The 24,809-nt window shown below is 45.0% G+C and carries 16 protein-coding genes; 4 read left to right on the forward strand and 12 right to left on the reverse strand.

The genetic code is table 11. The features are described from left to right. Positions 1-75: 75 nt before the first annotated feature. The 10 genes from AXF12_RS07660 to AXF12_RS07710 form a co-directional block, all read right to left on the reverse strand. Positions 76-2,787, reverse strand: a complete 2,712-nt coding sequence (locus AXF12_RS07660; RefSeq protein ID WP_066429938.1) for a M16 family metallopeptidase — start codon at positions 2,785-2,787, stop codon at positions 76-78. A 266-nt stretch (positions 2,788-3,053) separates the two neighbouring features. After that, positions 3,054-4,253, reverse strand: coding sequence for a DUF4929 family protein (locus AXF12_RS07665; protein ID WP_074860957.1), 1,200 nt, complete (start codon positions 4,251-4,253; stop codon positions 3,054-3,056). A gap of 67 nt (positions 4,254-4,320) precedes the next feature. Then, positions 4,321-5,757 carry a RagB/SusD family nutrient uptake outer membrane protein gene (locus AXF12_RS07670; protein WP_066431884.1) on the reverse strand — a complete coding sequence of 479 codons (1,437 nt, stop codon included), beginning with the start codon at positions 5,755-5,757 and terminating at the stop codon, positions 4,321-4,323. An 11-nt stretch (positions 5,758-5,768) separates the two neighbouring features. Beyond that, a complete protein-coding gene (locus AXF12_RS07675) occupies positions 5,769-8,792 on the reverse strand; it encodes a SusC/RagA family TonB-linked outer membrane protein (protein WP_066429945.1) in 3,024 nt (1,007 codons plus the stop codon). 229 nt (positions 8,793-9,021) lie between these two features. Next, positions 9,022-9,285, reverse strand: a complete 264-nt coding sequence (locus tag AXF12_RS07680) for a hypothetical protein (protein ID WP_066429946.1) — start codon at positions 9,283-9,285, stop codon at positions 9,022-9,024. A 676-nt stretch (positions 9,286-9,961) separates the two neighbouring features. Further along, entirely contained in the window at positions 9,962-10,483 is a 522-nt protein-coding gene (locus tag AXF12_RS07690; protein ID WP_066429949.1) for a hypothetical protein, read from the reverse strand. Between the two features lie 278 nt (positions 10,484-10,761). Further along, complete coding sequence (gene prmC / locus AXF12_RS07695; protein WP_066429950.1) at positions 10,762-11,637, reverse strand: peptide chain release factor N(5)-glutamine methyltransferase; 876 nt, start codon at positions 11,635-11,637, stop codon at positions 10,762-10,764. 4 nt (positions 11,638-11,641) lie between these two features. After that, positions 11,642-12,709, reverse strand: a complete 1,068-nt coding sequence (locus AXF12_RS07700; protein WP_066429956.1) for a glucosaminidase domain-containing protein — start codon at positions 12,707-12,709, stop codon at positions 11,642-11,644. Then, complete coding sequence (locus AXF12_RS07705; RefSeq protein ID WP_066429958.1) at positions 12,693-13,640, reverse strand: 1-aminocyclopropane-1-carboxylate deaminase/D-cysteine desulfhydrase; 948 nt, start codon at positions 13,638-13,640, stop codon at positions 12,693-12,695. Before AXF12_RS07705 ends, AXF12_RS07700 begins: the two co-directional genes overlap by 17 nt. Before the next feature lie 18 nt (positions 13,641-13,658). Next, positions 13,659-14,900 carry an ABC transporter permease gene (locus tag AXF12_RS07710; protein ID WP_066429959.1) on the reverse strand — a complete coding sequence of 414 codons (1,242 nt, stop codon included), beginning with the start codon at positions 14,898-14,900 and terminating at the stop codon, positions 13,659-13,661. A gap of 504 nt (positions 14,901-15,404) precedes the next feature. Between AXF12_RS07710 and AXF12_RS07715 the strand changes: the two genes are divergently transcribed. The 4 genes from AXF12_RS07715 to AXF12_RS07730 all read left to right on the forward strand — a co-directional run bounded on the left by AXF12_RS07715 (position 15,405) and on the right by AXF12_RS07730 (position 20,119). After that, positions 15,405-16,577: a n-acyl-d-glucosamine 2-epimerase gene (locus AXF12_RS07715; protein ID WP_066429961.1), complete on the forward strand. Its 1,173-nt coding sequence runs from the start codon at positions 15,405-15,407 to the stop codon at positions 16,575-16,577. 96 nt (positions 16,578-16,673) lie between these two features. Beyond that, positions 16,674-17,801, forward strand: a complete 1,128-nt coding sequence (locus AXF12_RS07720; RefSeq protein ID WP_066429963.1) for a cyclically-permuted mutarotase family protein — start codon at positions 16,674-16,676, stop codon at positions 17,799-17,801. Positions 17,802-17,857: 56 nt separating this feature from the next. Further along, positions 17,858-19,102: an MFS transporter gene (locus tag AXF12_RS07725; RefSeq protein WP_066429966.1), complete on the forward strand. Its 1,245-nt coding sequence runs from the start codon at positions 17,858-17,860 to the stop codon at positions 19,100-19,102. Positions 19,103-19,198: 96 nt separating this feature from the next. Then, positions 19,199-20,119: a dihydrodipicolinate synthase family protein gene (locus tag AXF12_RS07730; protein WP_066429969.1), complete on the forward strand. Its 921-nt coding sequence runs from the start codon at positions 19,199-19,201 to the stop codon at positions 20,117-20,119. A 316-nt stretch (positions 20,120-20,435) separates the two neighbouring features. Here AXF12_RS07730 and nagB read toward each other — a convergent pair whose 3' ends face one another. After that, positions 20,436-22,379 (reverse strand): glucosamine-6-phosphate deaminase, encoded by a 1,944-nt coding sequence (gene nagB, locus AXF12_RS07735; RefSeq protein ID WP_066429971.1) that lies wholly within the window; start codon positions 22,377-22,379, stop codon positions 20,436-20,438. 173 nt (positions 22,380-22,552) lie between these two features. Beyond that, the gene (locus AXF12_RS07740) at positions 22,553-24,754 is read right to left on the reverse strand and encodes an FUSC family protein (protein ID WP_066429973.1); all 2,202 of its coding nucleotides are present in this window, start codon (positions 24,752-24,754) and stop codon (positions 22,553-22,555) included. Positions 24,755-24,809 lie beyond the last annotated feature (55 nt).

The following is a 24,809-nucleotide window of genomic DNA, read 5'->3' on the forward strand; positions in this document are numbered from 1 at the left end:
ATACTTACAATACAGTTTTAATGCCGTTGTAGCTCCGTTGTAGGTTCGTTCTCGCTCCGTTATTGATTGGTTGTATTAGTGCTGTTCTTTATGCTGGCAATCATTGTCTAAAAGTATTTCTTCATACTGCTCTAATTCCTCCAAAGGGATACCATCTTTAAAGCGATCGGTGAGGTAGGTGCGCCAAGCGTAGCTATTGTCGGGGGTGAGGGATTCGTTCTTGTTTATCATAAAACGCTTTTTATAAGGAGCTAACTGCTCAGCTGTAAGAGGCTTATTTTTAAGTGTTTGCACGATATTATCTACTGTCGTCTTGATTTCGTTTACATTCTTAGTATCTGCCATACCTGAAACAATTATATAGGCTTGATGTGCTGGGGAAGGACGCAACTCAATGGTGGTATACGGGCTGTAAATAAGTCCTTTACGCTCTCTTACTTCGCTGACTACACGGTCACGGATTACCTCAGCTAAGAGTTTCAAAGAGAGTACACTGCCAAGATGAGGCTCATAGGTAAACGGATAAACAATGTTGAAAGATGCCCGCTGCGGACTCTCCTTTGAGGGCGCTGTAAGCAATACGGGCTTACGCACGGCTGTTGAAGGCGCTTCTCGGTGTGATGCTTGCTGCGGTTTGAGCATTGCTATCACAGGACATATCTGTTTCTTAACTGTCTCAATATCAAAATCACCTGTGATGACACACAGCAAGCCCTCTGATGAAAGCAAATACTCTTGATAATAGCTATGTAGGGCGTTAAGGTCGATAGTTTGAAGATCGGATAGCGTTTTAGGCTCACGTGTTGGCGGGTAGATAGTGCCTATTGCTTTGTGCAACTGAACATCTAAGGAGTTGTCTGTTTGGGTTTTTGAACTTTCAGAAGAGAGTTGCTGCTGCTCCTCTTTGATAAGCGTCTGAAACTCATCTTTAGCAAGTTCAGGGTGCAGGAGCTTTTCTTTAAGGAGGTGGCACAGCATTGCGCTTTTAGCCACAGGGGCAGTCGCCATTGCGAGGTGGTGATAGTTGTCCATTCCTGCGATGAAGGTAAGGTCGTTTTGGTAGAGGAAGGTTTCATAATCAGGGTTTTTCAGTGCCTCAATGCCTCCTAAGTGCAGGTATGAAAGGATATCCTCATACTGCTTAGAATTGTGTTGTGGTAGGGAGGCATACCCTCCTTTGAAGAGTAGGGAGATGTTGAGCGTAGGGTCGGTAGTGGGCTTGAGGTAGATTGTCGCACCATTCTTCAGCACAATGCGATGCACTCCCAGACGCTTAAAATACTGCTCACTGGCTATCACCTCAGGGTTGTAGTTGATGGGGGCTGTGAGCACTGCAGGTGGGGCTATAGCAAGGGTATCCATTGTAGGGGTTTCCTCCTTGGGGAGCACATTGATGCCGTGTCGCTGCCCTTTGCGCACTGCCTGCTTGTAATGCTTGTAAGTAGTTTTATGAGTAGTATTGTCTATGGTTTCCACAACAAGAGGCGCTGGCAAGTGGAAGTAAGTCTTTGCTAAAGCTTTCCATTGCTGCAAAGTGGTAGTTTCTAAAGCCTTTATGAGGGTATCGCGATCGGCAGGGGTAGATAGAAAAGCCTCACCGAATAAGAAGGCATCAGTAAAGGAAAGCGCATACTCCTCTGACGTCTTCTCAAAGCGCGCCTCTTGCAATTCCTTTACGCTCCGTGCTACAGCAATGGCTACTTCCTTTTGGGTAAGACTCGCCTGCATTCCCGAGAGTATCCCGACTGCCTTTTGCACTTCTGTAGAGAGCTTTTGCCCTATAGGAGCGCGTAGCTCTAAGCTGAGGAAGTCAGTGCCGCGGAGATACCAATAGGCATCTATATGTGCCTGAGAGAGGGCTTCCCTTAAGCGAGCGCGTGCCATACGTAGTAAGGTCTCCTCTTGAGTTTGTTGCAATAGTCCGGCGTGTGTAGATAGCGAGTGCATTGTCTTGGGGAAATACAGAGTTACCTCATTTTTGCCTGCTTCGATCTTCGTGGCTATAAGGGGCTTATTTCTGTAGATAATAGGCACAGGAGGCATAGTTACTTTACCTCGCTGAGAAAGCACTCCAAATGTGCTCTTAATAGCCTTTTCAGCCTCTTGCGTATTTATATCGCCGATGAGCATCACACAGGCGTTCTGTGGAGCATACCACTGATGATAAAAAGCGTGTAACTTCTCAAGGGTAATGCCTTTTACTTGGGAGGGTGTACCTATGGGCAGGCGTACCAAAGCGGGGTCATTCCCTACCTTAATGGGTAGGCGGTCTTTATCCTCGCGATAGCTGGCAATCTCCTCTAAGATGATAGCGCGTTCCTTCTCCACCGCCGCTGGGCTAAAGCTCAGTGTACCTATCCAATCGGCAAGGATGTGCAGTGTTTTGCTTAGGTCAGCATCAGCGAGGGTAGGTAGTGAAAGGCTGTAAACCGTTCGATCATCAGTAGTAAAGGCATTGATGGTCTCACCATACTTAGCTCCCAAGCCTTCCCAATAGCTGACAGCCTCACGCTCAGGGTAATGCGCCGATCCATTAAAGGCTAAGTGCTCTATAAAGTGGGCAACGCCTTCCTCACCAGCCGCCTCTTGGTAAGAGCCAACACGCAGCACAAGGCGTATTTCCAGCTTATTTTTAGGCTGGTCATTAGGCAAGACTATATACGTAAGCCCATTGGGCAATTGCTCTTTGATTGCCCCTTGTGGCAAGGGCAAGTCTTGTGCAAAAATAGCACTTGTGAGCCACCACAAACCCACCACAAGCATACGCTGTATCTTCATTTTCTTCATAATTTACAACAGAAAAATATACTACCTTATAGGGAGCTTATACGAACCTTATACGGACATTACACGAACCTTATACAAAGATTTGACCTTTTTCAGACACTCCTCCTCTAAATATTGTGAAAATATTAGTGAATATAACTAACGAAATTAACTTTTATAGTAAAAATAGCAAAATCCTCTTCAATTGTTACAACACAAACAAACATACCGTAGTATTGTTGTAATACGTGGTATGTTTGTATGATAAGTTGTTCTATGCGATAGGATTACTCAGCGGTGTATTCCACTTTCACATTGATATAATCATCTAAGCCTTCTGCATAAGTAGAGAATTCAAATTGCATTGTCTTCTTTGTGTAATCAATGCTGCTTGTTGGGGCTTTCCAAGCTCCTTTTTGATACTCATCTTTGGTTATATCATCTACGTTGAGGTAATAGGCGGGATTGGAAGTGCCATCGGCTTGGTAGATGCCCAAAGCATCGGCATCGCCTGCCTTAGCCAACTTCAGCAGCCTATCCCAAGCGGTATACGTGAATTGGAATGGTACGGCTTTGTACTTCGTATCGGCATCGTCCTTAGCAGACTTATCAAGTTCGTGTACGTAGTTGATACGATTCCCGTTGAGTTCTATCCCGTCTAAGGTTACCCCAAAGGTTTCGGTGCTTGTTTTTGTCCAACTGATGAGTTTCATTACGGTTGTGTAGTTAGGACCCGCATTCTCTCCGTACCAGACATCGTCATTCTCAATAGTCTCTTTGCGCATCAAGAACTGGAAGAAATCTGTTAGCCCCATAGGGTTAGAAGTCATCTTCAGCACAGGTTGATCGGCAGTAGCTTTCTCGCTAAGGGTGATCACCGTGTAGCCATCGTACGTCTTAGGGAACTGATTTTTGTATTTCACCAAGAGATCTTCTGTGGAATTGAGCGTAACCATAGTCTTTACCTTCACTTTCCCTAAGAAAGGGAGGATATTCATACCCTTTGCCTGATAGGCTTTTACGAGGGCTTTCTGTGCCTCTGTAAGTTCGGCAAGGGCAGCAGCAGGTTTCACACTTACCGATAGGTCGGTATTGGGCTCTAAGTTGCCACTGCTTTCGATGGTTACCTTCAGTTGCTGCTCGCTCTCTATGCTTTGGGCAGCTGCTGAGAGTGCTATTGTAAAGCTGACTTCGCGTGCTCCTTTGGCAATAGTTACGGGGTTGGGCGTAAAGGTGAGCAGATCGCTGGTGTTGCCTTTAGCGTCTACGGCTTTCAGCTTTATAGTGGTGGCATCATTCACCGCTGCCGAGAGCCCTATCTTAGCCTCTATCTGCTTCTCTTCCCCAACAGAGAGTGTAGTGGTTCCCTGTGAGGTGATATAGGCGTGGTTCTTCCCGCTATAAGAACTGTTGTTGTCGTCCTTTGAGCAGGCTACGATTGCAAGTGCTACCAAAGCACTGCTTATCATTGATTTGATGTTCGACATCTTCATACTTGTTTAATTTTAATTTATAAATGATTTCTCTTATTTCCGATTTATATTCCCTGAAAGCTCAAAGCTGAGAGCTCCCTACATTCCACCCCTTATTCTGTGTAATAGCACTGTTATAACGCCTTTCAGAGGCAGGTATGGGCAGCGTAAAGCGATAGTCGGTTGCTTCGATAGTGCGCACGCTACCTGTGGTTTGTCGTTTTAGAGCTAAGTGATTGCGCTTTAGGTCAAAGAAACGCTCTGGCTCTCCTACAAACTCCTTTTGCTTCTCGGCAAGCACTATGCCCAATAATTCCTCTCTGTCGGTACTGCTACTGCTTATGGTTGTAGCACTGCGGGTTGCGAGCATCGTATTGACTACTGTTACAGCGCTGTTATCTCCCTGATGGGCATACGCCTCAGCCACAATAAATGCCAGATGTGCCACACGCAAGGCGGTAAAGTACTGCATCTGCTTTTTCTCTTGTGCTAACTTCCGATACTTGCCCAATAGCTGCACATTGCTAAGGGTAGGATGGGCAATGCTGTATACTCCTTTGCGGATATCGGTGTCGGCATAAAGCACTGTGGCAGTGGTGGTATTGCTCACCACCAAATAATCATTGATAAAGCCATTCGTACCTGTATACTCCAAAGCGATATAAGGCGAGGTAGATTCGCCACGCATATCAATAGCAAAGAGGCACGCATCGCTCTTTTCTGTGTTCCATAACTTGGTAAGGTTTTCAGCTGTTTCTGTTGCTTTAAGTTGCTCGTAAAGAGGGATCGCAATCTCCAATGCCTTTTGGTCATTGCCTGCCCAAAGGTATAGGGCTGCCCGCAGGGTTTGTGCTGCTGTGGGGGTAAGGTAATAGGGCACAGTTTCAAGAGTCTTTCCGCCTATATTGCCGCCTTTATCTTCCACAGCAGGGATACTGAGCAGGCGGTCTATCTCTTCCACTGACTCGCTCTGGGTAAGCCGTTTTTGCTGCTCGGTAATGGTGAAGTTATTTTTGATAAGCACGCCATAAGGAGCTGATTCATTACTGCCAAAAGCTGGAGAGAAGATACGTAACAAATCAAAGTAGCAAAGGGCTTTGAGGTAACTCGCCCGCTGATGAATGCGTTGCAATTGCTCACGATCGTCTCGGGTGTTGGCTGGTACTTTGGGCAAGCGTTCTATCAGCACGTTGCACTTTACTACGGTTTCGTAAAGCGACTTCCAGAGGTTTTCCGATTGGGTGATAAGCTCTCGCTCGTCCCACATATAGGTATTGTACAGACTGTTATCCCTTGAGAGGTATTCCGAAGGGAGCAAATCATCAGCACGCCCTGCCCACATCACGGCATCACCATAAGGTTTATACGAGGCGTATGCAGCTGCCAAAGCTTGCTCAGCCGATGCTACCGATACGATGGCATCAGGGTCGCTCACCTCACTCTCAGGGGGATAATCAAGCGAGCAACTCACTGCTATCGCCGAGAGCCACAGCAATAGATAGGCTTTATATTTTTTCATCATCATTTGCGTTAAAAGGTTAGGTTTAAATTCAACGTAAGAGTCGGGGGCAGCGGATTGACAATGCTGCTGGTCTCAGGATCGCTATCCTTATAAGGCGACCACACGGCTATATTGGTAGCGGTAAGTCCCACAGTGGCATAGCGCACTTTGTGCCAGATAGTCTGCAGCTGCTCAGCACTGAGTTGATAGCGCAATGAGAGATTGGAGAAGCGCACAAAGTCGGTACTGAGCAGTGTCTTGGTGTTAGGCAGAAGCAAGTTCTCCAAAGCTGCTGAATTGTAAAAAGCGGTGTAGTACTTCTTGTTCTCATCACCTACCTGCCACCACATATCGCTCAGCTGTGCCTTAGCGGCATTATAGCGCGCATTGTCCTTATCGCGAATAAAGCGATTGGAATAGCTGCGTTTGCCTCCGAGAGCGTAGTAAAAATCAGCATTGAGTTGCCATTGTTTATAACTCATCGAAAGAAAAAAACTACCGCTGATAGGCGGTGCTGATTGCCCCAGATAGACAAAGTCTTCCCCTTTAAAGTTGTAAGTAGCCTCTACCTGACGCCCATCGGCAGTGAGAAACTCAGGCAAACCTGTAGCGGGGTTGATACCCACGGAGTTCAAGCCGTAAAAAGCCTCAGTCGATTCCCCTACTTGATAATCGGGGATCTTGTTCTCGGCATTAGTATAAATACGATCACGCCCATAGAGTTCCTTCACCTTGTTTTCATTATATGAAAGATTACCGCCCCAGCTAATACTCCAATTATCGGTGTTATAAAGCTGCTGATTGAGACTTACTTCCACCCCTTGATTTTCAAGTATGCCAACATTCTGCATCTGCACCGTAAAGCCTGACGAGGAAGGGATAGGAATACTCAACAGGGCATCTTTGGTAGTGCGTTTGTACATCGAGGCAGAAAGCGTAGTTTTAAAAGCTGAGAGCGATAAGCCCAAATCAGCTATGTGGTTCTGCTCTGCTTTTAAATTAGGGTTAGGCAATGCCTTGATATTCATTATGCGTGTACCTGCATAGTTCTTTGTTTCATACTCAAAAGTAGCGGTAATCAGTGAAGGCGATATTCCTTGTGCATTCGCCGTATGCCCATACGAGGCACGCACATCGAGATTGGAAAGCCAGTCCACTTCCTTCAAGAAAGGGTAACTTTTCACATTGATACTCGCCCCCACTGCCCACGCACTATTCCAGCGTTTCTCACGAGGCAAAATAGAAGAAGCATCGAGCTTATAGGTACCAAAAAGGTTGTAGATGCTGTTGTACGTATAGCCTGCCAACGCTCCAAAACCGAGATTGCGATCCGTTTGCTTGCCACCTCTTATCTGTGGTCGCCCCGAGCCATCAAGGGTATTATCAATAGCAGCGATAGAGCGTATTTTGCCATATAAGCCGTGCCCTTCTGCTGAAAGATTATCGCTGGTAGTGGTGTAATTATCGGCATTGGCACCTAAGGAAATCTCGTGTTTGCCTATGGTTTTCTCGTAATTCAGGCGCAGGTTGGCAGTAGTATTCAGCAGTGTATTCTTAGCCTGTACTAAGGTGCCCAAAGCATTATTTGCCCGCCCCGAACGCTGCTCTGAATAGGCGGTGGCAGGCGTAATCTGAAGGTCTTCAGCAAGGCTATAATCAAAGCCTGCTATTGCCGAGAGCTCTAATGCCTTCGTGAGCTTCCAATTGAGGCTCAGCGAGGTGCCCAAGTTCTTAGTCAGGCTCTCACGACTGTATTGATTGAATAAATCAGCATACGAACGCGATGGGTGCGAAAATAACTGCTGCGAATGGGGCGTCTCATAAGGGTTGAGCTGGTAGATAAGCTCCTGCAAGGAGTAAGTAGCACCGTTAGAAGTGGTATTCTTAGCATAAGCACCATTGACAGAGAGGATTACCACCGCATTATCACCGATTTTCTGATCTACTACCAAGCGCGATGACACCCGAGAGAGTCCGTTACCACGCAGCTGCCCATCTTGTTGCAAATAGCCTACCGAAAAGAGGTAAGCATTCTTCTCTGAGGCATTCTGATAGCTTAAATCGTGCTTCTGAAAGACTTGCAGATTGGTCAGTTCGCGATACCAATTGGTATTGATCTGCCTGAGTGAGTCCAACTTCTGTGCGCCTTCAGCCAAACGCGCTGCCAGCTCTGGCGTATTGCCATATTTCTGCCTGATATACTCCTCGCTATACAGATAGCCAGGTGTGCCTACATTCTGCAAACGCCTTTCGAGCTCTAACTTCTCAGTGCTATTCATCAGCTCAACCTTCAGAGGGGCTGGGAAGGTATAACCCGTTTGCAGATGATAACTGAAAGCCCCTTCGCCGCCACGTTTGGAGGTAATTTCGATCACTCCATTAGAGGCTTTGATACCGTAAAGGGCTGTAGCCACTGCATCTTTGAGCACTTTCATTTCTTTGATGTCCTCAGGATTGAGATAATAAAACGTCTCAGCTGAAATAGCCTTCCCGTCCAATATAAACAGCGGCTGATTGGCTCCATCAGTTTTACGCAGCGATGAATTACCACGTATACGGATTTCAGGCAGTTGCCCAGCCTCTCCGCGGTTGATAATGCGCAACCCTGGGGTCTTCCCTTGCAATGCCAGCACGAGGCTTGCCACAGGGATATTCTTCAGTTGCTGTACCGCTACCGCCTCGACGTTACCCGTTTTGGCACGGACGTCTATCTCGTTGATATTCTGCTTAGCAACTACCTGTACACCCTCCAAAGTTACCATATCCTCGCGAAGAGTAACACTCAGGTCGGTATCCCCTTGGTAAGGCTTCTTAAGGGTTTGCATTCCTATGTAAGAAAAGATGAATTCACCCTTAGGCTGCACCACTTTAAGGATAAAAAAACCATTAGCATCAGTAGCCACCCCTCGCGAAGTGCCTGCCAATTGCACCGTAACCCCTTGCAGAGGCTGCTTATCCGCATCGTGCACCCAGCCTTTGATGGTAAAAAGGTTCTGAGAGAGTGAAAGATGCGTACAGAGGATTGTTAATATGCTGATGAAAGTAAATTTCATACGTCGTTAAGGTTTGAGGGTGCAAAGATAGTATTTTAATTCTTTCTAAATAGTAAAAAGTGAAGTTTTTTTATTTTGCCCTACCTTCCTAAGGGTTCCTCAATGCCTCAAAAGCGTACTTTATAGCCTCTATACCACTGATTTAACGCTTTGTATACTTCTCACGAAAAATAAAACAGCGACAAGCACATTGCTCATCGCTGTTCTAGTTCTTTATATCCGTAAGCGCTTAAGGCACCCAGTAGAACCCACCGTCCACAGCCAATGGGAGACCTTTCTTATCCACGGGGAAATACACCCCATTGCCCTTTTCATCCAAATTATACTGCTTGCCATTGAGCGGAATGATTTTTGTGTTGTATCCATTGTTCTCAAAGTACTTTTCATCGTACTTATTATTGTTCAGGTTAATGCGGTTATATCCCGTAAAGTACGAATAAACCTTCCCAGAGAGTCCGCTAGGCTTGTTAGATCCCGCCGCGTCCCCCTTCACCGTCCTTTCCACACGAGGAAAGCACCATTGCTGCCATTGCAGTCATTACGAAAATAAATTTTTTCATCTCTCTATAAATTTAATAATTAATATACTATATATAAAGGTGTTTTTGCACCTTACGAGGCATCGCCGTATGCTCTCTATTTATATTATTATCAATAAAACGGTTATTTTAATGATAATTATCTAACAATTAATGCTAAATATGAGTAAATCAATCATATTTATCTCTGATTTAATACTAATTATGATTAAAATACTCATCCGTATGAGTAAATTAATCCTCCAGATGATTAATTTAATCCTTCGAACCATTAAATTAACCCTTCAGACCATTAAATTAAGGGTTCAGATCATTAAATTAATCCTTCGAACCATTAATTTAATCATAATTATCATTAAATTAATCCTCCGAACCATTAAATTACTCATAATTATCATTAAATTAATCCTTCAGACCCTTAAATTACTCATCTGAACCTTTAAATTACTCATCCGTACCATTGATTTAATCATCCGTATGATTAAATTACTCATCTGAAGAATTAAACGAATGCGCTCTATAAATAAAAGTACTTATTTAATGGTGAAAAAATACCTCCCAAGGCTATGTAAACACCTCAGGAGGAGTTTCTTAAATATAAATAAATATACAATGAGCTTCTAAACCATTTTATTGTGCTGGATTATCCTTCACATTGGGTTTATTAGCGTCTGCATTAGGAGTTTTTGCGGCATTTTTACGACCTTTAGCGAAGAATTGTGCCAGCTCACGGTGCTTATCCTCATATCCAATCGCCTTTGACTTCGCTCGGAAGGAAGTATAAGCATAATCCTCAAGCGATTCTTGATAATTATCGTAGTCGTGAAGCGTTTTAGCGTTGGTAATACGCGTTGTAAGCGACTCCAAACGACCTATAAAGCGTTCTAAAATCGCTCGCGACTCAAAATCACGCTCGAACTCCTCCCAATTCACATCCGAAGTGCGCAAAGTGGGCTGGCTCTTAGCATATTCAAGCACCTTTAATATAAATAGCTTGTTCTGCTCGTTCACCCTGCCGTACTTCTTTCTGTCCTCAGAGGTTAAATTGATGTTTACAGGCTCCAAAGCCTTTTCTAAATTCGTCAGTGCCAAGTCAATGGCGTCAATCTGCTCTTTTGTCAGATGCAAATTGTTTAAATTAAAAATACTCATATTCTTCTACTTTTTTTGTTGATTATTAAAATGTTTTCTACCTATAAAAATACCCTCCCGATGATTGCCAAAAGCCTTCGGAGCCTTCTTTTGATTGTGTAGATGTTACACACGTAGATAAAGAGGATTTAGGCAATCCTACGCAGGCAAAAGCACTCCCCTCCTACCCTTTGACAATGCCTCTGAAACAGTATTGATGTCGGAGACAAAGGTACGATAATATTTTGACATACACAATAGGTAAAGTCAAGTATTTTATGTTATATTTTTGTTAAAATTTATAGGGAAAAGCCCTCAAAAGCTACTTTTACCATCCTTGCGTTGTCCAAAAGGTCATTTCTGAGGGTCATCTGGAAGCCAAAAAAGCCCTCTATGAGGGTTCGCATTTCGCTCGGAAGGTATTGATTGATCTCAAAGAAGAGCAGTCCGCCCCTCAAAAGACTTTGTGAAGCGAGTTGTGTAATTTTTTCATAGAACACGAGTGGGTTTTCATCACTTACGAACAGTGCGAGATGTGGCTCGAAGTCGAGCACATTCCGCTGGATTTCCTTTTTTTCGCTCTCACGCACATACGGCGGGTTTGAAACGATGATGTCGTAGGTGTCAGGCAGCGCCTCAAGGGTCAGTACGTCCGCCTGAAGGGTTTGGAGGCTTACGCCATTCCTTTCGGCGTTTCTTCGGGTGATGGCAAGGGCATTTTCAGAGATATCGAGGGCTGTAACAACGCTATTTTTCAAGTGTTTAGCCAATGAAATCGCAATGCAACCGCTGCCACAGCCTATATCCACAATGCGGATAGGTTTTCCTTCCCTACCTGACCTCTCCCCTACCTCTGTGATGATCCAATCGACGAGCTCTTCGGTTTCCTGTCGCGGGATAAGCACATTTTCATCCACCTCGAAGCTACTTCCGTAGAACTCAGTCGCACCTATTATATATTGTATAGGTCGCTCGGTGGTAAGCTCTTCAATAGCAGCGATAATTTGGCTTTCTGCAACCGTCAAAAGCTGTTGTTGAGGGTTTGCCAGCACCTCGGAGCGGCTCAGGTGGGCATAATGTTCGAGCAAAATAAAATAGAAAGACCTTATCTCGCCTTCGGGATAAAGTCTTTCTATTCTTTTATGGATGTAAATCTGTAAATCTTTAAGCGTCATCGCATTAGTTAAGGCGTATTTGCTGCCCTATACGCAAATTAGCACTCGTCACATCATCGAAATTGTTCAGCGCCATCAACTGTTGCACAGGCACTTGCTGCTCACGCGAAATTTTGTAGAGTGTATCGCCTGCTTGCACCTGATAATAGCCTTGGGCAATGGTCTCAGCCTTTGTTGTAGCTGCTGAAGGCACTGTCATCTGAGTGGGAAGCGTGTTGAGCACAGGCGCAGCCTTCTGCGAAGGAGTTGTAGGCTTTGGTGTAGGCTTCGTTGGGGTTGCTTTCACCACCTGCGGATTGATAACAGGCTTGCGAGCCTCTTTTTCAGCTGTGCTATCTATCTTTTGAGCAACTGCAATAGTGCTATTAGGGTTTTTCTTCACCCCACCACTCTGTGCAATCACTTGGGTATCATATTGATGTAAGTTAAACTGCTTGATAAGGGCAATGAGCTTACGCGCATAGGTTGGGTCAGTGGCGTAACCTGCTTTTCTAAGTCCGTGAGCCCACGCCTCATAGTCGGTAGGGTCAAGCTCAAAGAGCGCCGCATAGCGCGTACGTCCCACCAAGAACTGCGAATGGTCTTCAAACGACTCGTAAGCATATTTATATCTTCGGAAACACTCGCTTTTAGCATCGTCATCGTGGGTCATTGTTTTTCCACTCCACGAAGCGTGGCATTTGATACCGAAATGGTTATTGCCATAGCGCGCCAGCCTCGCCTGCCCTGAGCCACTCTCCAAAATACCTTGTGCAAGAGTGATGCTGGCAGGAATATTGTAGCGTTGCATCTCCACCATAGCGATTTCTTTATAATCTTCGATGTATTTCTGTGTAACAACAGGGGTAACCTTCAATGCAGGAGCGATTTCTTGGTAATCATCTTCCACAATTGCAGGTCGTGCTATCTTTGAATTGTTAAGCGCTTTGGAACGCTCCGCCATATTGACGTGCGCTGGCTTCTGTCCGCGGTAAATCACTGTGCGAGGCTTGCGCGAAGAAGTTTGATATTGATTAGAACACGCTAAAATTAATAATAGAAGTAGTAGTACCGTACTAAATCTCTTCATCATAACTCAAAATACTTTTGTTTTTCTTTAAACGTTGCTTATTAAACCCTTGAATACCTTGTAGACCTCCGGTATGGATAGCCAATACCTTCGTGCCTTGCTTAAAATAACATTGCTCTGCGAGGGCAAAGATAGCAAAAATCATTTTACCTACATAAATAGGGTCTAAAGGGATTTTTGTTAAACTGTTAAAATTATTTAAAAATTCTATCAGTTCATCATTTACCTTTGCATAGCCTCCAAAATTATAATCGTGTATGAGCTGCCAATTCGTTTTGGTAGTATAACCTTTAATAACTTCCTCTAAAAACTTACCATTGAGTGCGGGAAATCCCAGAACAGTCTGATGGTCAGCACTTGCATTTATAAGCCCTGCGATAGTGCCGCCTGTGCCTACTGCTGTACAGATGACATCGTAGGCTTCGTCTGCCTGAGTGAGGATTTCCTCAGTACCACGAACAGCTAACTCGTTTGTACCTCCCTCAGGCACTATATACACCTCAGAACCATAGCGTTGTCGTAAATCTTCCAGAAACGAAAGCTCTGTCTTGTGTCGATAGGCTTCTCGTGTAACAAAGAGAAACTCCATACCCAAACTTTGTGAAAACTTTAACGTTGGATTAACATTTATTTGGGAAGCCAATTCGTCGCCTCTGATCACTCCAATGGTGCGCATCCCCATTGCCTTACCTGCTGCCGCTGTGGCTGCAATATGGTTAGAATACGCTCCACCAAAAGTAAGTAAAGCCGTTTTCCCTTGCCTCTGCGCTTCAAAAATATTGTATTTGAGCTTGCGTAGCTTATTGCCCGACACATAAGGATGGTTCTTATCCTCACGCTTGATAGTGAGTTCCACCTCACAAGGCAACTCAATGGCTACCTTTTGGTTCTCAATGGCTAAGCCCTCAAATACTAATGGTTTCTCATTATTCATATTACTGACCGCTGACTTCTACTCATATCTCAATGCCTCAACAGGGTCTAACTTCGCTGCTTTCATCGCGGGATAAAGACCTGATATCGTTGCCACTACAAAGGCTATCACAATAGCAATGCATATCACCCCCCACGGAATGGTAAAGTGAAAGTCCACTACCTTCGAGATCGCATAGCCCAAGCTAATACCGAGGATAATCCCCACCAAAGCACCCAATTGCGCAATGATGACCGTCTCGGTGAAGAACTGCCAGGTGATGTTCTTGCGCTTTGCCCCCAACGCCTTGCGTATGCCTATCTCCTTAGTGCGCTCAGTTACCGATACCAGCATAATGTTGAGCAGCGCAATGGACGAACCGAGAATGGTAATCAACCCAATAACGAAACCCGCAATGGTGAGTACGCCCGTAATACTGCCGATGCGTTGCAGCAGGTCGTCGCTGCGCTCAATGCCAAAGTTATTCTCGTCCAACGGTCGCAAATTTCTCAAACTGCGCATCAGCACTGTGGCATCACCGATTACTGCCTCGAGCTTATCTGTACCATCAACGCTTACTTTGATATTAAAATTTGGATTTTCAACGGGGAAAATAGCTCTTGCCAAGCCCAACGGGATGAGTACCTGAAAGTTCTCATAATTACCAAAAGAGGAACTCTGCGATTTGAGTACTCCAATGATCTTAAACTTATACCCACGCACCGAAATCTCCTTGCCCAATGGGTTTATATCCTTGAGAAGCGTTTTCTTAAAATCAGGACCTATCACACAGACATTCAAATCGTTCTGCATATCGAACTCGCCAAAGTTGCGTCCTTCCTCCACTGTCAATCCCGAGTTGGGAATGTAGTATGTATCCACCCCAATGACGTTTGCCAACGGGTCGGTCTTTGCATTTTCGTATTTTACCTCCACTTGGCTCGCTGCATTAAGGCTGATACTCGTATGTGCAAAAGGATTGTCGAGTCGCTGCTTAAATGCTGCTGCCTCGCTGTAAGTGATCATCGGGTGAGGCTTTTGCGTAGTACCGCTACCCTGTGCACGCCGCTCGTCCTGATAGCGACTGATCATAAAAGTATTGGCACCCAAGGTTTCAAAATTGCCTTCGAGCGTATTGCGCAGCGCAGTAATCACGCTCAGTATGCCCACCAATGCCGTAATGCCGATGGCAATAATCAGCACTGTGAGAATAGTGCGTAACAGCTGCCCTTTGATGGACTCCAAGGCAATCTTGATATTTTCACGAATAACGATTAACATAACTCCCTAAAGAATGATGCCGCAAAGGTACGCTAACTTTAGCGAATTACCAAATATTTTAGTGGAAACTATAGGCGGAAGTGATAAGTACATCGCCTTTTAAGGAATATTATTATAGGAGAAAATAAGGTCATTTTGCTTGTATATTTTTAACGTGATCGCTTTTTATAGTTTTAATTTCTAATACATTAGGAAATACAGTATTTGCCTTTACCTGAAAACTACCTGACTTTGTCCGTAGATCATCCGTATATTCTCCGTATTGCATCCGTATATATGGCGTCAGATTTTTGTTCTGTTGATAGGCTTAGATCCTTTTGTTTTATATTTATAGAGGAAAATAAAGTACTACAATGGTGAGATAAATATTTGTAAATCTTATTCTTAAATGTTCGTTCATCATACTTAGAAGCATATTCTAATAAAAAAGTTTAAGAAATATTTGTTTGTTTAAACTATATTTTGTTATTTTGCGGTGTATTTTTTAAATAATTAAAATTCAATATGGATTTAAAAACTTTAGAACAACAGTATAAGCAGGAACTCTTGGAGAGTGTGGTTCCGTTTTGGCTCGAAAAGTCACAGGATAAGGAGTTTGGCGGCTATTTTACGTGTTTGGACAGACGGGGGGAGGTGTATGATACGGATAAGTTTATTTGGTTGCAGGCGCGTGAGGTGTGGCTCTTTGCGATGCTTTACAACAAGGTTGAGCGGCGACAGGAGTGGCTTGATTGTGCCATTCAGGGGGCGGAGTTTCTGAAAAAGAAAGGCCACGATGGGCAACTAAATTGGTATTTTTCTTTGGATAGAGAGGGCAATCCGCTGGTAGACCCTTATAATATCTTCTCCTATACGTTTGCAACAATGGCATTTGGTCAGCTGAGTGTGGCGACAGGCAATAAGGAGTATGCAGAGATCGCTAAGAAGACTTTTGATATTATCCTCAGCAAGACGGATAACCCTAAGGGTAAGTGGAGCAAGGCGCACGCAGGTAGTCGCGCCCTGAAGAACTTTGCCCTCCCAATGATATTGTGTAATCTGGCGTTAGAGATTGAGCCGCTGCTCGATAAGACGTTCTTAGAACGCACCATCAATACGTGTGTGCACGAGGTGATGGACGTGTTTTTGCGCCCTGAGCTGGGGGGTATCATCGTAGAAAATGTGCATTTAGACGGCTCGCTATCGGATACGTTTGACGGCAGACTCGTAAACCCTGGGCACGCCATTGAGGCGATGTGGTTCACGATGGACTTGGGGGTACGCCTCAGTAGGCCTGAGCTCATACAAAAGGCAGTGGAGACGACCCTTGTGATGCTCAATTACGGTTGGGATAAAGAGCACGGGGGTATCTTCTACTTTATGGATAGACTGGGGCGACCTACGCAGCAATTGGAATGGGATCAGAAGTTGTGGTGGGTGCATATTGAGACGCTCATTTCGCTCATCAAGGGCTATCAGCTCACGGGTAATGCGGACTGTTTGCAGTGGTTCGAGAAGGTGCATACCTATACGTGGGAGCACTTCAAAGATCCTGAGTATCCTGAGTGGTGGGGCTATCTCAATCGCCAAGGGGAGGTGTTGTTAGACCTCAAAGGCGGTAAGTGGAAAGGCTGTTTCCACGTGCCGAGAGGCTTGTATCAGGTGTGGCAAGTGCTTGCATCGGTTAATAGGGGATAATGGATGATGAATAATAAACAAGATTTATGCAAGAGATTATGCACTATACTCTTTGCTTTGTGTGCCATTGGTTGTAAATCACATAAAAATATAACGATGAAAATGACTATAGAGACGCTCGCAACAGCGGGCTTAGAAGGCAACCTCAGCAAAGGGGTGTCGGCTGCTTATGCAGCGGTGTTAGGCGACCAGCTTATAGTGGCTGGGGGTTGTAACTTCCCTGACAAGTTGGGCTTTGAGGGCGGAAAGAAGGTGTTTTATAACGATATTGTGCGCTATGATGCGCAGCATAAGCGTTGGGAGAAGGTAGGCGAACTGCCTGAGGCAGCAGCGTATGGGGTCTCGGTGCAATTGGCAGAGGACACTGCTTTATGGGTAGGCGGCACAGGTGATAAAGGCTCAATGAGCAGTTGCTACAAAGTGCACTTGGGCAAGACAAATGGTAAAGAAGGGCAAGTGATTTTAGAGGCATTCCCTTCGCTACCTGTAACGTTAGACAACTTTGCGGGGGTAAGTGTTGGCAGTAAGGTATTCGTAGTGGGAGGAGCTGCCGATGGGAAGTCCTCTAATGCGTTATACACTATTAACCCTGATAAAGATACGGCGTGGAGGCGTCTCGCTGATTTTACTAGTGTGGCACGTGTGCAGCCTGTACTTACAGCGGGTTATCATAAAGGGCGCAAGGTGCTTTACTTGCTCGGTGGCTTCTTTTGGGGAGGTGATACCGATAAGCCAGAGATGGCTACTGAGGTGCTTTGTTATGATATAGAGGCAGGTACGTGGAGCGTAGTTGGTGAAACAAAAGACCCTGAGAGTGGAGAGTATTTCTCACTGACAGGGGCAACGGCAAGGCAAGATGGTCGCTATATCGCTTGCTTTGGTGGAGTAAATCACGATGTATTTATCAAAGCCATTACCGACTTATGGAAGTTGGCGCATAACAAGCAACTCAGTGAGGAAGAGCGCAAAGCTAAGACACAGGCGTATATGCAGGAATATATGACCCGCAAGACGGAAGACTATCGATTTAACAAGATGCTGCGCTTGTTCGATACCGAGAAGAGCATTTGGCATAATGCTGGTGAATACCCTGAACTCGCAAGAGCTGGGGCTACTTTAATTGAAGGGGCTGATGAGTGTTTTTATCTCATACAAGGGGAACTCAGGCCAGGGGTGAGGAGTAATCAGACTTTTCGGTGTAAAATGGAGAATAAGGAACGATAATTTTGCACCAACTTGGTGCAAAATTAGTAAACGAATAACCAATAACTAATAAGATAATGGCACAAGATTTAACAACTAAAAGTTGGTACAAATGGGCGGTGGTAGCCTTGTTATGGGTGGTAGCTCTTTTAAATTACTTAGACCGCCAGATGATTTCTACGATGAAACCTTCGATGATGATGGATATCAAGGAGTTGGAGCAGGCAGAGAATTTTGGGCGGATTATGGGGGTATTCCTTTTGATTTACGGGTTGATGAGTCCCATAGCGGGGATTATCGCCGATAGGGTCAATAGGAAGTGGCTCATTGTGGGCAGCCTCTTTGTGTGGTCGGCAGCTACGTATAGTATGGGCTTTGCCGATACGTACGATGGGGTCTACTATCTGCGTGCCTTAATGGGACTTAGTGAGGCCCTTTACTTGGCAACGGCTCTGGCGATGATTGCCGATTTTCATACCTCTAAAACGCGCTCGCTGGCAGTGGGTATCCATATGTCGGGCTTGTATGCGGGCCAGGCGTTGGGTGGTTTCGGGGCGACTATCGCGCATTACTTCTCGTGGCACACCGTCTTTCATTGGTTTGGTATTGCGGGGATCGTATATGCCATCTTCTTGGTGTTTACCTTGTATGATGTGGATAGAACGCCCAAAGCAAGTGCAGATGTGCCACAAACTGAGAGCTTGCCGCTCTTTAAATCGCTGGGAATGATTTTAGGTACGGCATCTTTTTGGGTATTGCTCTTCTACTTTATGGCACCGAGTTTCCCTGGTTGGGCAACAAAGAACTGGCTGCCTACGCTCTTCTCTAATAATCTACACGTTGATATGGCCTCAGCAGGACCAATGGCGACTATCTCCATTGCGATAGCGTCCTTTGTTGGGGTAGTTATTGGTGGACCTCTATCCGACAGATGGGTGCAGACACACATCAAAGGGCGTATCTACACGAGCACTATCGGGCTGGCACTGACCATTCCAGCTTTGGTGCTAATGGGCTTTGGCAGTAGCTATGTCAGTATGATAGGGGCAACGTTGCTCTTTGGTATTGGCTATGGGATGTTCGATACGAACAATATGCCTATCCTCTGCCAGATATTGCCCCAACAATTGCGGGCTACGGCTTACGGGATAATGAATATGGTGGGCGTGTTTGCTGGCTATGCCATTACACTGATGCTCGGTTCATCAACCGATAAAGGCAACTTAGGGGCGGATTTTAGCAAGCTCTCTATCGTGGTACTCATAGCGATTGTGCTGATGCTTGCCTTTGCCAAACCTAAGCGTGAAATTTGTGGGGAGTGATGTATACTACACAATGTATAATTTATAATGTATAATTTGATTAGTGGGCGGAGGTCGTAACAGAATGCTAACACTAATCACTAAAATTAATAAAAAATGACATTTGAAAAGATTAAAGGATTGATTGTAGCACCTTTTACGCCTTTTGATAAGCGAGGTGAGGTGAATGTAGCTCCTATTGCAGATTATGCAAAGCTCTTGGAGCGCAATGGGCTTGTTGGAGTTTTTATCAACGGGTCGTCTGGAGAGGGCTATATGCTGACCGTTGAGGAGCGTATGAAGATTGCTGAGGCGTGGATGGCTGCTGCGCCTAAGCACTTTAAGGTAATCGTGCACGTGGGGGCTTGCTGCATCAAAGACAGCTACCAATTGGCACAGCACGCTGCTCGCATTGGGGCGTTCGGTATCGGGGCGATGGCATCGCCTTTTCCTAAAGCGGGGCGTGTGGAAGAGTTGGTGAAGTACTGCGAGGAAATTGCGGCAGGGGCACCTCAGTTGCCTTTCTACTTCTACCATATCCCTGTGCTCAATGGGGTGTATTTACCAATGTTGCCCTTCCTAAAGGCAGCTGAGGATCGCATTCCTAATTTAGCAGGAATTAAGTACACCTACGAGGCTCTCTATGAGTATAACCAATGTATGCTATACAAAGACGGTAAGTTTGATATGCTGCACGGGCAGGATGAGACGATACTCTCAGCCCTCATAATGGGGGGTGCTCAAGGGGGAATCAGTGGCACTGGTAGCTATATTGGCAATGTGTTGGTAGAGGTGATCAATGCTTACAATGCGGGTGATATGGCTAAGGCGCGTGAAGCTCAGAATTACGCTCAAGAGGTGATTAATGTGATTGCACGCTACCGTGGCAATATCGTTTGTGGGAAACGCATAATGAAGTTGCTGGGAGTGGATTTGGGTATCAACCGTACGCCTTTCCAGAACATCACTGATGAGGAAGAAGCGGTGATCAAGAGAGACTTGGAAGCTATTGACTTTTTCAATAGGTGCAATAAGTGAAAGATAGTCAATTATCAAGTGACAAAGAGACTACCTAAAAAATCTATTGTATACAATATCTTTTAAGAGAAGTTAGTACTACTAAATTTGAGAAATATATTTGTTATTGTGAATTATTTACAAATCACAAAACACCTGATCAATGCAAATAGACTTTTTAGGTAGTCTCCACTGTTATGTATTTGCAATATAACATAGCATTACATATAAAAAAATACAGATACTTCATTTCTTAGCAAATTTAGTATAAAAAAACTGCCCGAAGAACACGTTTGTGTTTTCAGACAGTTTTTGTTATAATATCGGCCTTTATTTTCTAAAAGAAATAACGCTTAAAGGCTTCGATAGCGGCGTAATCTGCAAAACCTAACGCGCGATATCTACGAGCTGTCTCGCTGTTGCGTGCTTCAGCCCGTTGCCAGAACTCGCGAAGGTCTTCTCCTTGGAACATCGCCCCATCTTTCTGTGATTGATGGAAGAATATCGCCTGACGCTTCTTGAGCACCTGCGCAGGACTCATCGGTACCGCCATTTCGATCTCGTGGATGTCCCATTCGTGCCAAGCACCGCGGTAGAGCCATACCCAGCAGTCCTTCATATAGTCCTTGTGCTTCAAATTCTTCAATGCGGCGAAGATAGCGTCGAGACAAACCTTGTGTGTGCCGTGAGGGTCAGCCAAATCGCCCGCAGCGTAGATCTGATGCGGCTTCACTTCCTCGATCAAATCCATAATGATCTTGATATCTGCCTCACCAATAGGGTTTTTCTTCTCTGTACCTGTTTCGTAGAACGGCAGATTGAGGAAATGCACGTGCGCATCGGGCACGCCTTCGTAACGTGTGGCTGCCAGCGACTCGTGGCGACGGATATTGGCTTTCAATTGGCGCACCAAAAGGCTATCGATCTCGTTCGACTTCTTATTTTGCAGCGTGGTGATGATCTCGTTGAGCACACCCATATCCCCTTTGTTTTCTTTGACTACATCGCGGAACACTTCGGCGAACTTGAGGGCTTCGTGGTCGGACACGGCATAGTTACCCGAGGTTTGGTAAGCCACGTGCACCTCGTGTCCTTGCGATACCAAGCGGTCGAAGGTGCCACCCATTGAAATGACGTCGTCGTCAGGGTGCGGACTGAAGATAATCACGCGCTTCTTGTGTGGTTGTTCGCGTTCAGGGCGGGCAGTGTCGTCCGCATTCGGCTTACCACCTGGCCAACCTGTGATGGTGTGCTGCAAGCGGTTGAACATCGCGATGTTGAGGTCGTAAGCAGGACCTGATTCCGCCAACAGCTTCGACATACCATTGTCGTTGTAGTCCTTATCGGTGAGCTTGAGGATCGTTTTATCCAGATGCTCGCAAAGCCATACGATCGCCTTCGCTTTGAGGTCTTCATCCCACTGCACGTCAGTAACGAGCCAAGGAGTTTTCATGCGGGTAAGATCTGCAGACGCCTCAGTGTCCAACACGAAGGTGGTATTGTCGTGTTCTTGCAAGTAAGTAGCTGGCACGTCCGAAGTTACAGGACCTTCTACCGCCTTTGCAATGATCGATGCTTTGGCACTACCCCAAGCTAGCAGCACAATGCGCTTAGCGCTCATCACGGTGCGGATACCCATAGTGATGGCTTGGCGTGGCACGTTGTCAATGCCGTGGAAAGAGCCCGCAGCATCGGAACGAGTGAGGTGGTCGAGGGTGATGATGCGTGTACCCGAATTGCGGTGCGAGCCAGGCTCATTAAAGCCGATGTGCCCCGTACGTCCGATGCCCAACAGCTGGAAATCAAGCCCGCCACAGTCCTGAATCTTCTTGTCGTAGCCCAAGCAGTAGGTCTCGATATCCTCACGTGCTACGGTTCCGTTCGGGATGTTGATGTTTTCCTTAGGGATATCGATGTGATTGAAGAGGTGTTCGTGCATAAAGTGCCAATAACTCTGCAAGTCCTGCTTCTCCATTGGGTAGTACTCGTCTAAGTTAAAGGTAATTACGTTCTTGAAGCTCAAGCCTTCCTCTTTGTGCAGGCGTACCAACTCCTCGTATACCTTCACAGGTGACGACCCTGTTGCCAAGCCCAATACACAGGCTTTCCCCTCTGATTGTTTGTGCTTGATAAGTGCGGCGATCTCGCGTGCCACGCTTACAGACGCATCTACTGAATCGGCAAAAACAATATTGTCGATCTTCTCAAATCGCGTTTCCTCAAACAAGCCCGCTGGCTGGTGTTCTATCAAAGAAACTTTCTGTTTAATATGTGTTCTCATTCTTATTTGGTAAATGAATTTTTGATTTTTTATTTCCGAGACGCAAAGTTACAGCTTTTTGATAAACTGGGCAAATAATTTTCACATTATTTTAAGTGTTTTTTTTCAAATTGTTAATATACAATGGAGATAGGGAGAATAAACACAAAAATCGGATGGGTATCGAATAGATGCTAAACCTCATTTTGACGGTTGAAGACACTTTTTACCGATTGGTTTAAGTTCTTTGCCAAGCCAAATAGATAGTTGAACTGCTCGAAGTAGAGTTGCGTTTCCCGCTTTGAAATATTGCTCAGATCATCGGGCTGGGGAGGGGTGCTGATAATTGTCTGTATTGCCTCATTGAACTCACTGATAGCGGTGTCAGAGTTCGAAGTATCAGTACTTTCTTGTACAAATACAGAAAGCGATTGCTGCAACATCTCTATAAGTGTATCAATGGCATCGTTGAATACTTTTTTAGGAAAAGTACTCTTTTTGGCACTAATTCTCACCCCAAGCGATGCCACTGAGGCTAAAAAAGATTGTTGCAAAACGATAATCCCGTAGACAGAGGGGTTCTTGTTCTGCATAAACTTAGGCTCTTGAAGCATTCTTTGGAAGGTAGTATTGAGGTTTGATAGCGCCAGAACAGCTTCTTTGCGCGATACTTTGTAAGCAGTGGTAATTCCTTCGCCCGTATTGAAGATTTCCTTCACCTGCTGTAAATAGCCCATATTAGCTTTGATAGAACGCACGACGGCTCCCTGATAGGTAGTGTGTTCCCAAGTAGGAAGCAGTAAGTAGTTTGCCCCCACAGAAAGCCCAACTGCGATAACGGTATCTATAAGGCGGACGTATATCACTGAGTAGACATCGGGGTTGATCAATGCAAACATAAACACGGCTGAAATCGTGATAAAGATAGAGGCGTACATATAGTTCTCCTGCAAAAGTCCAAAAGCAATAGGCATTGCCAGTATGGCGATATACATATATAATGGTGGGTAGGGTACGAAATATATTACCGCAAATGAAGCTGCCCCTCCTAAGATAGTGCCGTAGACGCGACTCAGTGAGCGAGATTGTGTAATGCCAAACCCTGGGCGCATTATGATGAAGATCGTCAGCAGGATCCAGTAAGCATTCTCCAGCGAGTAATGTAGCCCGATAAGGTAACCGATGGTCACCACAATGGAAAGGCGCAATGCGTGCCGAAAGAAAGTAGATTGCAACGAAATATGGTCGCCAAGGCGTCGCAGTGAATAGTTTTGCTCACTGACGAACTTACGATACGTGCTCTCATCGCGCTGCCCCATATCGCTGCTGTAATAGTTCTCAAAGATGGTACGAATATTTTCTACCAATGTGTATTGTTTCTCAATGTAGATGTAAAAGTTGCGGAGTGCAAGTAGCTGCTCCTTCTCTTTATCTGTTTCAGTGCGATCTTTTAGTGAATCGTTCTTTTCCTTGGCTTCTATCAGTAGGCTTTTAAGTGAGTTCGTGAGCTTTATTGACTTTCGTGAGCCAATATAGGCAGCCATTTGCTTCATCTGCGATGCTAATTCTTGCAAGAAGCGCTGATAAACTTCCAAGTAGTGTTTCTTATCTTTAAAAAGAGCGTCAATATGCTCGTAATGCACAGGGTTAGCCAAAGCAAGTTCAAAGATATCCACAAGCTCAATAAACATCAGGAATTGACGTTGTAGATAATCTGTTTTACCTGATTTACTACGTGAGTCAAGCACAGCTTCTCGTAGCTTTTCGTAGTTCTCATTTAGTTGTGTTTGTAGGTTGATCAGTTGAGTGATTTCAGTTTGGCGATTTTTATTCATTAGTAAATCGGCACGAATAGCAAAAAATTGGGCGGTGAGTTCAAAGCATTTGCCTAATAATTGCTCACTGTACAGGCGCGGGCGGATACGCGTATAGATATATAAAAGTATGGCATACCACAAGCCTCCACAGCAGATAAGCAATGAATAATAGAGAATATGAATACCTGTTTGTAAATGTGCGAAAGTGGTGGCAATACCAAAGAGTCCTGCAAACGACACCATTGTTGCCCTATGTCCGTATAGCGATATATAAGCGTTGAAGAATGTCAGTACAAACATTGTCGGCAATAGCAGATACAGGTTGTCTACCGTGAGGTTAATCATCAGGCAGCTGAAACTCATCAGCAATGTTGCAACAAATATACCCCCGAAAAGATGCTTTTGATTTCCAGGGATATCACTTGGGGCAATGCCAATGACACTGAGCCCAATAGGAAAGAAAATATCCAGTGTATTAGTGAAATGACCTACTGCCAAAGGCAATAACACTGCCGTAGCCTTATTACAGCCTTTAAAGAATGAAAAACTTTTGAAGAATGAAAGTATCTTATGAAACATTTTTTCTCTATCTTTGTGCAAAATTACAAAACTTATTTTTAATAGCATTGTTTTT

Origin of the sequence: Capnocytophaga haemolytica (genome assembly GCF_001553545.1) — a bacterium.
GTDB lineage: Bacteria > Bacteroidota > Bacteroidia > Flavobacteriales > Flavobacteriaceae > Capnocytophaga > Capnocytophaga haemolytica.